Here is a 1,880-nt window from a genome sequence, read left to right on the forward strand (position 1 = left end):
TCGGGGTGGCCTGATCGCGCGCGGCCGGGTTGCCCGGCGCGAGCGGCGGCGCCTCGGCGGCATGTGCCGGGATCGGGGCCAGCAGCGAATCGCCGTGCTGCGGCGCAGACGACGGAAGCACCGGCGCGGCATCGGCCGCGCGCGCCGGGATCGGGTCCAGCAGCGCATCGTCATGCTGCGGAGCGGCCGGCGCGACCGTCGCCGAGCGCGGCAGCGAGTCGTCCGGATGCGACGGCGACGGCACCGGCGCGGCACCCGTCGCGCGCGCCGGAATCGCGTCCGACGACGAATCGTCCTGATGCCGGACCGACGACGGCGGCACCGCAGCAGCACCAGCCGCACGGGGCGAAATCGAACCCAGCAGCGAATCGTCCTGGTGCAAGGCCGACGGCGGAATCACCGGCGCGGCACCAGCCACACGCGCCGGAATCGAACCCAGCAGCGAATCGTCCTCGCGCGAGGCCGACGGCGGAATCACCGGCGCGGCACCGGCCGCTCGCGCCGGGCTCGAACCCGGCAGCGCGTCGCCCTGGTGCGAGGCGCTCGACTGCATCGCAGGCGCGGCCTCGGCGGCACGCAGCGGCGCGGGCGCCAGCAAGGAATCGTCCTCGCCCGAGGCAGCGGGCGGAATCGCCGGCGCGGCATTCGACGCGGGCGCGAGCAGCGAATCGTCCCACTGGCGCGCGGCCGGCGCGGCCGGCGGCGTGAAGCGGCTGCCGGTGGCGTCCCAATCGTCGGGCAGCAAGGCGCCGGCCGGGCGCGCGCCCGCCACCTGGGGCGGGCGGAATCGATCCGAGGGCGACGGCGTGTGGTTCCAGCCCTGGTCGGCCGGCACCGCGCCCGGCGCCTCGTCGTAATAGGACGAGGGGGCATCGAACAGCGCGAGCGGATCGAGGCTCGAACCCGGCACGGCCGCATCGCGCGCGCCGGGGATCAGGCCGTCGGGACGGCCCGCATCGCCCTGCGCATCGAGCTGGCGCGGCGAAAGCAGCGCGCCGAGATCGAGCGGCTCGCGATTCTCGGCCGACGACGATGACGGCAATGACGACAGCGCGGCCGCGCCGGCAGCCGGCACGGCCGGCGCCGGCGGAACCCGCGGCGTCGATGTCGAAGCCGGCGCCGTCGGCGCGCGATCGGTCTGCGCCTGCCAGTTACCGCCGGTCTCGCCGCCGAGCCGCACCGCGATCTCGAAGGTGTCGATCTGCAGCCGGTCGCCGTCGCGCAGCGCGGCCGGGTCGCCCTTGCGCAGCGGCGCGCCGTTCAGCAGCATGCCGTTGGTGCTGCGATCCTCGACGAAGTAGAGCCCGTTCAGGTAGCGGATCAGCGCATGCAGCCGCGACACGCCCTCGGCGCCGAGCACCCAGTCGCAATCGTCGGCGCGGCCGATGCTGCCGTCGCGGCGGTCGAAGCGTTGCTCGCGCTGCGCGAGGCGCTCGGCGCGTTCACCCTGCACCGCCAGGGTCAGGCTCGGTTCGGTGCTCATCGAGGTCCTCCGTCGGATCCGTTGGGCGTGCCGAGCAGGCCCAGCGCGTCGCGCACGTACGTCAGGCGTCGCGCGTCGAATCGCGCCGGCACCAGCGCGGCGAGGTAGTTGAGGGCGGCCATCGCCGCGATCGCGCACAGATGCGCGGGCGGCGGCGTGGGCTGCTCGGCACGCGGGTTCAGGTTGCCGCCGGTCCAGCCGGCGGCGGCCGCGGCCCAGGCGCCGATGCCGCGGTAGCGATGCTCGGCGGCGAAGGCCGCGGCGTCGGCGCGATGCGCCTCGGCCGGGTCGCGCACCCAGGCCTCGGCCAGCGCGAGGCCGGCCTGGTCGGGCGCCGCGAGCGTCTCGCCGCGCCCGCACTGGCACACCCAGGCCACCGCGTAGCGATGCGGCAGCA

Annotated in this window: 2 protein-coding genes; both read right to left on the reverse strand. The window is 76.0% G+C overall.

Annotated elements, in window-relative coordinates:
- Positions 1–1,483: FHA domain-containing protein (locus F3J10_RS36135; protein WP_205200598.1), on the reverse strand; the 1,483-nt coding region annotated here is incomplete at its 3' end.
- A partial coding sequence (locus tag F3J10_RS35405; protein ID WP_167244028.1) for a hypothetical protein occupies positions 1,480–1,880 on the reverse strand: 401 nt, incomplete at its 5' end. The genes F3J10_RS36135 and F3J10_RS35405, both read right to left, overlap by 4 nt.

This window comes from Burkholderia sp. Cy-637 (assembly GCF_011753175.1).
Classification (GTDB): domain Bacteria; phylum Pseudomonadota; class Gammaproteobacteria; order Burkholderiales; family Burkholderiaceae; genus Burkholderia; species Burkholderia gladioli.